6 protein-coding genes are annotated in these 8,306 nt (G+C 47.9%); 5 read left to right on the top strand and 1 reads right to left on the bottom strand.

Annotated features, from left to right (window positions below; all coding sequences use genetic code 11):
• The 5 genes from WBV75_RS09580 to WBV75_RS09560 all read left to right on the top strand — a co-directional run.
• Window positions 1-832, top strand: an 832-nt coding sequence (locus tag WBV75_RS09580) for a M24 family metallopeptidase (protein WP_424120400.1), incomplete at its 5' end; no start/stop codon positions are given.
• 198 nt (window positions 833-1,030) lie between these two features.
• Window positions 1,031-2,863, top strand: coding sequence for a DUF2135 domain-containing protein (locus tag WBV75_RS09575; protein ID WP_424120399.1), 1,833 nt, complete (start codon window positions 1,031-1,033; stop codon window positions 2,861-2,863).
• Window positions 2,864-3,043: 180 nt separating this feature from the next.
• The gene (locus tag WBV75_RS09570) at window positions 3,044-4,786 is read left to right on the top strand and encodes a hypothetical protein (RefSeq protein WP_424120398.1); all 1,743 of its coding nucleotides are present in this window, start codon (window positions 3,044-3,046) and stop codon (window positions 4,784-4,786) included.
• A 3-nt stretch (window positions 4,787-4,789) separates the two neighbouring features.
• The gene (locus tag WBV75_RS09565) at window positions 4,790-5,923 is read left to right on the top strand and encodes a carboxypeptidase-like regulatory domain-containing protein (protein ID WP_424120397.1); all 1,134 of its coding nucleotides are present in this window, start codon (window positions 4,790-4,792) and stop codon (window positions 5,921-5,923) included.
• A 71-nt stretch (window positions 5,924-5,994) separates the two neighbouring features.
• Window positions 5,995-7,170 (top strand): carboxypeptidase-like regulatory domain-containing protein, encoded by a 1,176-nt coding sequence (locus tag WBV75_RS09560; RefSeq protein ID WP_424120396.1) that lies wholly within the window; start codon window positions 5,995-5,997, stop codon window positions 7,168-7,170.
• 6 nt (window positions 7,171-7,176) lie between these two features.
• On the opposite strand, the gene WBV75_RS09555 is transcribed toward WBV75_RS09560, so the two are convergent.
• Window positions 7,177-8,306, bottom strand: a 1,130-nt coding sequence (locus WBV75_RS09555; protein ID WP_424120395.1) for an acyl-CoA carboxylase subunit beta, incomplete at its 5' end; no start/stop codon positions are given.

The following is an 8,306-nucleotide window of genomic DNA, read 5'->3' as shown; positions in this document are numbered from 1 at the left end:
ATCCAAATATCGGTCCAGGGTCGTCTCGGCTGAGGACCTTGCCGTGTCCTGGATTGAAACGCGGACGGAAAGGGAAATGGTCCTCATGTCCCATTTGGTCAATATTACCCATAATATTATCGCAGAGGCCTTTTCCACCAGCGTTATCACCCCAGGAGTTACGACGACTTCAGAAGTGGAGTGGTGGATGCGGGAAAAAGTTACCTCCCTGGGTCTTGAAACGTGGTTTCATCCAACGGTTGATATACAACGCAGTGCCGATCGGTTGGAGGGACATTTGTATTCCTTCTCGGACCGGCCGGAAGGTATGGTGATCCTTCCGGGAGACCTGTTGCATTGTGATTTTGGGATTACCTATCTGCGATTGAACACGGATTGTCAGCAACTGGCCTACGTTTTAAAGCCGGGGGAAACTGAAGCCCCCCAATTCCTGAGAAAAGCCCTGTCTGATGGCAATCGGGTACAGGACCTGCTCACCGGCAATATGAAAACCGGACAAACCGGTAATGCAATCCTCGCGAACTCCCTCGCCCAGGGCAGGAAGGAAGGATTAAAACCGGCCATCTACACGCATCCCCTGGGGACTTATGGACATTCTGCGGGTACTACTATCGGGATGTGGGATGCACAGAACGGGGTAAAGACAAAAGATGGCAGCGCATATCCACTACACCCGAATACGGTTTATGCCATAGAACTCAATACTACGGTAACCCTGCCTGAATGGAAACGGGACATCCGGATTATGCTGGAAGAAGCAGGATTTTACGGGCCTGATGGTTTCCGCTATGTCAATGGGCGGCAGACAGAATTACACCTTATTCCCCGATAAGGAAAAAAACCATAGAATCGGCAGATTTTTTGATTCAGGATTTGAATCTAAAAGTGTTCCGTACTCGTTTTTTGAGTTGATATCGTCCATTTTCGAATGCGTGGTGGACTGCTGGGGTCAAAAAACATTGTAAAACGACTTCCTTTTAATTTTTTTAACATTTAAAGGCTTATCTTTAAGGTAGTTAAAACATTTGCTATGAAAAAATTCTGGATATTACTCATGTTAATCGGCCCGCTGGCAATGGCCCAGCAAACACAGAAAACCATTCGAGGCACGGTTTCAGACGGAAGGGCACCCCTTTCTGATGTCGCTATAACGGTCGAAGGGGGAGGTCCTTCAACCTTTACAGATGCTTCAGGAGCGTATAGCATATCCGCGAGCCCCGGGGATGTAGTGAGTTATACCTATCAGGGCATGAAACCGCTGCGAATTCGGGTAGAGGATGTGACCCGAATTCTGAGTCCTACCATGGTTTTGGATGTAGCTGAACTCGAAGAGGTTGTCGTTGTTGGCAGCAACCGGAAGAGCCAGCGAGATCTGGCCCGTGAATACGTGATTAACGAACGCCTGATCCGCACTGCCTATGGGATTTTAAATGCTGATACCGCTCCCGGTAATATCCGGTTTATGAATCAAGATGATATCAGTCCGATTTATCTGTGTATCCTGGACTTGCTTCGCAATCGTTTCTCCGGAGTCCGTGTTGTAGGTGACTGTTCAGGGGGTGGGGCACTTCCTGTCACTGGTCAGCTAACCAATATTCAGGGCGTGGCTCAATCGGATGCAGATTCCTTCAGTGAGTTTGAGGATTTGGCCCCCCAAAGGGTTTTTATTCGGGGGACCTCTTCCATATTTAATCAAAGAGCAGCGCTCTTCGATGTCGATGGACAAATCTTTCTAGACCCACCCATATGGCTGGATATCAATCAGATCAAAAGACTGGCTATCCTGAATAATTTTGCCACAACAACCCAATATGGAAATCTGGGTGCAGGTGGGGTCATCGTTATAAACACTTTAGCCGGCAGTCCCAAAGGAGGTCAACTCAAGGATTTTGCGCGGTTGCGGAATAATTTTGAAATGGGGCCAATCCTTTCGAGAGCCGATGTCGAAGCGGGTGAGCCTACGTATTATCAGGAACTGAAAGCCGCCACTTCAGCTGTGGAAGCTAAGGCCGTATATGAAAAATACGCTTCCCGCTATGGCAGTTCACCGTATTTTGTAATGGACACCTACCGCCATTTTTATGAGGAAAGGGGAGATCAGGTTTTTGCAGATGAAATCATCAGTTCCCATAATTATATATTTAACAGGAATCCCGTCAATACGAAAGCACTGGCATACATGTACGAAAGTCAGTCCCGGATCGATAAGGCTCATGATGCCTATAAGGAGGTTATGAGGATGCGTCCCAATTATGGGCAGTCTTATATGGATCTGGCGAACAGCTACCGTGATTTGGGTCGATATGATAATGCTGCTGCCCAATACAAGAGGTACGATTACCTGGTGGATGAAAACCTGATTCCGGTGGATACTGCAGATTTTGTCCCCATACTGAATAGGGAGTATAACAACCTTTTATTCCTGCACCAGGCGGGTATCGTCAGTGCATCCAACAGGGAATCTCTGTATGTGGAGGAGGAAACATTTCAGGGGACCCGACTCGTCTTTGAATGGAATGATGGAGAGGCAGAATTCGATTTACAATTCGTGAACCCGGAAAACCAGTACCATATTTGGAAGCATTCCCTCGCCAGCGACGCGGATCGGATTATGCGGGAAAAAGAAATAGGGTTTAATACCGAAGAATTTCTTATCGACAGTTCCCTGCCCGGAACCTGGGAGGTCAATGCGCGCTATTACGGCAATAAAAGTCTGTCCCCTACATATGTAAAGGTTACCATTTACGACAATTACGGAACGCGTTCACAACGTAAAGAAGTCCGCGTATTCAAGCTGAGCCTTAAGGATGCCAATCAGCGTTTGTTTACCCTGTCTAAGGGTGCTACCGTTGCGTTAAACTAAGGCTAACTACCAGCTCTGGCCATTATGGGGTACCTTGAGCCTTATCCATTGCAAAGGGTAGCTTTTGGAGATTGGAGCACACAAACTCATTAACATAAATATTATTTATGAATTTCCTTACACATATATATAATAATATATGATAGGTTTTATGTAAATTACATTAAAAATCAATTCGCTATGATCCGGATTAAACTCACTTTTACCCTCTCTTTTTTAATGGTAGGCCTGGGTCTTATGGCTCAGGAAATGCGCACAGTTCGGGGCAGTGTCACCGATGGTACAAACCCTATGAAGGATGTTGTAATCGCCGTCCAGGGCAAACAGGACCGGCGGACCTTTTCGGATGAGGACGGTAAATACGAAATTCAGGCCGAGGTAGGAGATTTCCTGGAGTATTCCTACACAGGTATGAAAGATTACCTGGTGCGCGTGGAGGAAGTAACTCGGTATATGAACCTCATAATGATTCCGGATGTGGAGGAACTCGATGAGGTAACCGTTACTGAGAGCCGGCGTAAATCCCAGCAGGATTTAGCCATAGAATACGCCGGTAATCCCAGGATTTTAAAAACTGCCTTTGGTTACCTCGATGCCGATACGGCACCGGCCCAGGTCCGGATGCTGGACCAAAGGACGATCCTACCTGTGGCAATCTGCATTTTGGACGTGATCCGGAATCGGTTTCCGGGAATTACCACCACTGGAAATTGCCAGGAAGGCGGGGCAGTTATCTTCAGAGGAGGTGGATCCATTAGCAATCAGCGTGTTGGGATTTTTGATGTCGACGGCCTGGTCTTACAACAGGCCCCTATTTGGATTGATGTCAATCAAATCAAGCGAATGGCACTGATCTCTTCTGTTGCGTATACAGCCCGATATGGAGCTGTGGGTAGTGGTGGTGTTATCGTAATCAATACAATTTCCGGGAATCCGCAGCAGAATAAAATAGTGGATCAGGCTCGTCTTAGGAACAACTATGTGAAAGAACCCGCACTGGATGGTACAGGGGTAGCCTATAGCGAACCAAGTTATATGTCGGCCTTGCGGGAAGCGAATTCTTTTGAGGACGCACAGACGGTATATGCCCGATATGAATCCCAATACCGCAGTTCTGCTTATTTCTATTTGGATGCCTACAAGCATTTTTACCAGACCCTGGGTGAAACGGAATTCGCCGACAAGATAATAAGGGAGAATAACCGGGTTTTTGAAAAAAATGCCTCCATGCTGAAGGCATTGGCATACTCCTTTCAGGAACAGGAAAGGTTTCAGAAAGCCCTGGAAGCCTTTAAAGAAGTCTTTATTATGCGTCCCAATTACAGCCAGTCCTATCAGGATTTGGCCCTCGCGTACCGGGATGCAAAGGCTTATGACAAGGCCGCTGCCATCTACGCCCGATATAAATACCTGGTGGATGAAAACTTTTTATTACCCTCTGAGGATTTTTCAAAAATCATTCAACATGAAAGTGATAATTTATTGAAACTACACGCCTCCCAAATCGGGGCGAATGCCAGGAAGCTCGTCTCAGATCCCTTTGTTCAGAATACGACCCGTGTGGTTGTGGAATGGAATGAGACAGAGGCGGAGTTCGAACTGCAGTTTGTAAACCCAGAAGGTCAATACCACAATTGGAAGCACACTTATATCGATAATGAAGATCGGATAATCGATGAAAAGATGACGGGCTATTCCATGGAGGAACACATTATTGACAGTGCTTTACCGGGCTTGTGGGAGGTCAATGTGAAATACCAAGGGAATAAGAGTCTTACCCCCACTTATCTCAAGGTAACCACCTACTACAATTACGGGGAACGCGATCAGACAAAACAGGTGAATACCTTTAAACTTACCCTTAGAAACAACTGGCAGAAATTACTCTCGATCAACAATCCGGGAGTGAGCCGCGTTCGCTAGATAATGAAGTTTCTACTTTGCAATGTACTACTGTTTGTAGTACTCCCGTTGCAAGCTCAATTGGCTTATAGCGGGAGTGTGTTGGACGCTGCCACGGGTGCCCCTGTTCCGTATGTAAATATTGGCGTGGTAGACAGGGCCATTGGTACTGTGAGTGATGAGGACGGTAATTTTCTGCTCGAATTCAGGCGGGAGGAAGTGGGCCCCGCCGATGTCCTTCGGATTTCCAGCCTTGGATATGAAGCCACGGAAATACCGCTTTCCACGCTTGAACAAACCACAAAACATTTTACATTTCGCCTCAATCCCGCCCCGATAGGCCTGGACGAAGTTATCGTGTCTACAGCCGAACTCTTTGAAGTGGAGGAGGAAGTCGGATATACGAATATGATGGGCAGGGGGATCGGATATTGGAAGGACAGCGTGGCCCTCGGTGGAGAGCTCGGCTCCCGGATTCGGGTAGATAAGGGACTCAGGAGGCTAAACGCACTGTTTTTTCAGGTACTGGACAACCCTTCAGACAGCGTGCAACTTCGGGTGAATATTTACAAAACCGATATCAAATCGACCTACCCGGGTACGAATGCCAATAAAAGTGGCAAGGGTATTTTACATACCCTGAGAAAGGGTGAAAACCTTGTGGTCATTGATTTGAGTGCGGCGGAGTTGTGGGTAAGCGATGACTTTATCGTTGCCCTGGAATTGCTTGGGGTCTACGGCACAGAGCGCGTGGGTTTAAGCCTTCCTGCCGGTTCATCTTCCGGGGGTGAGTCTTTTAGAAGATATGCCAGCCAGTCCAGATGGGAACGCCTGGAGGGATCCGTGATGGGATTCAGCATACAGAGTACCTTGTATACCGACAACCCCCGTAGACTCCCCAAGGCCAGGATTGTTCGAAAACAGGAAAAGAATGAAACTGAAATCTCCGGATATGTTTTTCATGCAGGCAATCCACTCAAAGAAGCTACCATCAGGAATTACACGCGAAATGAAAGTGTAAAGTCGGATAAATGGGGGCGCTATACCACCCGGATTTCGAAGGGAGATATCCTCTCCGTCTCTTATCCGGGCCTGTTGGAAATTGTCGTGGAGGTAGAGGAACCCCGGAACTTTAATTTCCAATTGAAGCGCAATTAACCACCAAACATGGAGATACCCATCCCAGAAAGGCATCCGGCAGATATTTAATGAAATGGGTTTTTTCCATAGTGTTTTTGTTACTAAGCCCCTCCCTTGAGGCTCAACTTGCCTTTCTCGGACAGGTGGTTGATGCTGAGACCGGGAAACCAATCCCCTTTGTGAATATTGGAGTGGTAAACCGGGGCATTGGTACGGTCAGCAATGAGGAAGGGGACTTCTTACTGCAGTTCAGGCGGCATGAAGTTCAGCCAGGTGATATTTTGCGTATTTCCTCACTGGGCTATGTGCCGACGGAAGTTCCGTTATCCCGGTTAAAACAGTCTACACAAGAGTTTATTTTCCGGTTGCAGCCCACCGCTATAGACCTGGATGAAGTTATAGTATCTACTGCAGAACTATTTGAGGTAGAAGAGGAGGTGGGATACCCAAACCTCGCTGGTCAGGGGATCGGATATTGGAAGGACAGTATCGCCCTGGGCGGGGAACTGGGTTCCCGAATTCGGGTTGATAAGGGGCTTAGGCGCCTGAAAGCCCTGTTTTTTCAAGTCATGGATAATCCTTCAGACAGTATTCAGCTCCGGGTAAATATATATGACGTCAATAAAAAGAGGGCCTTGCCCGGACAGAATTTAAATTCAACTGGCCGAAGTATTCTCTATACCCTGCGATATGGGGAAGTATTCACGCTTATCGATCTCAATCCCTTTGATATATGGGTGCGTGACGACTTTATCGTCACCCTGGAATTATTGGGGGTGTATGGAACGGATAAGATAGGATTAAGCCTCCCTGCAGCCCGAAAGAGTTCAGGCCGTTCTTTTCGTCGCTATGCCAGCCAGGACGTGTGGGAAAGAATAGACGAGGCAGTGGTGGGCCTTACCCTGCAGACCACCTTATTTACCGATAATAAGCGCAAAATTCCGAAACCCCGTGAGCTTCGCAGACGACAAAGGCGGGAGCGCGAAATTTCAGGTCAGGTATTTTATGAGAGCCCAAGTGTGGTAAATCTGAGAGCCGGGAGGCAATCTCCTCTGAAAGGAGCAACCATTATCAATTATACCCGAAATGAAGTAGTTACTACGGATCGATGGGGACGGTATAAAATGAGTGTGAACAAAGGGGATAAGCTCGTGGTCAAATATCCGGGAATGTTCCAGATCGCCATTGTCGTTGTCGATTTTCAGAACCTGAATTTCCAATTGCATCGGGAAAAAGAGTTGCCCATGCGATGGAATGAAAACTGAAATGTCCTACACCTGCAATACACCCATATTAAAAGGTTTTTCAATCGGGGCATGATCTGCGGCTTCAATCCCCGTGGATATCCATTGCCGGGTGTGCAGGGGATCTATAATAGCATCGGTCCACAGCCGGGCTGCAGCGTAATACGGCGATATTTGGGTGTCGTATTTCTGTTTAATCTTTTCGTACAGGACGGCTTCCTTATCCTTGTCAAAGGATTCTCCGGACTTCTCCAGCCTGGCTTTTTCGATTTGCAGCAGAACTTTAGCGGCTGAATTCCCGCTCATGACCGCCAGGTTGGCACTGGGCCAGGCAAATATCAAACGCGGGTCGTAGGCTTTTCCACACATGGCGTAGTTTCCGGCGCCGTAGCTGTTTCCGATCACTACGGTAAATTTCGGAACCACGGAGTTGGCCACGGCATTGACCATTTTTGCCCCATCTTTAATAATCCCCCCGTGTTCACTTTGGCTTCCCACCATAAAGCCGGTCACATCCTGCAGGAAAACCAGGGGAATCTTTTTTTGATTGCAATTGGCGATAAACCGCGCAGCCTTATCTGCTGAATCCGAGTAGATAACCCCCCCGAATTGCATTTCTCCTTTTTGGGTCTTCACCACCCGCCTCTGGTTGGCCACAATACCGACAGCCCAGCCATCGATGCGCGCATATCCTGTCAATAGCGTTTTTCCATAGCCTTCCTTGTACTGTTCAAACGAACCGTCGTCCACCAGGCGCTCAATGATTTCGACCATATCGTATTGTTCGGATCGGGAACCCGGCAACAGGCCGTAGATTTCTTTGGGATCCTTGGCGGGGTTTACAGATTTCACCCGGTTGTAACCCGCCCGGGGAAAGGCCCCCATTTTATCGATAAGGTTTTTGATGCGATCCAGGGCGTCTTTATCGTCTTTGGCCTTATAGTCTGTAACCCCGCTGATTTCACAATGCGTGGTGGCCCCTCCAAGGGTCTGGTTGTCGACACTTTCCCCTATGGCCGCTTTCACCAAATAACTTCCCGCCAGAAAAATACTACCCGTCTTGTCTACAATCAGGGCTTCATCGCTCATAATGGGAAGGTAAGCCCCACCGGCGACACAGCTCCCCATCACGGCGGCTATCTGTGGAATTCCGCGAC

Source organism: Robiginitalea sp., from assembly GCF_049588695.1.
In the GTDB taxonomy this organism is placed as follows: Bacteria; Bacteroidota; Bacteroidia; order Flavobacteriales; family Flavobacteriaceae; genus Robiginitalea.
This window is presented reverse-complemented; position numbering and strand designations above follow the sequence as displayed.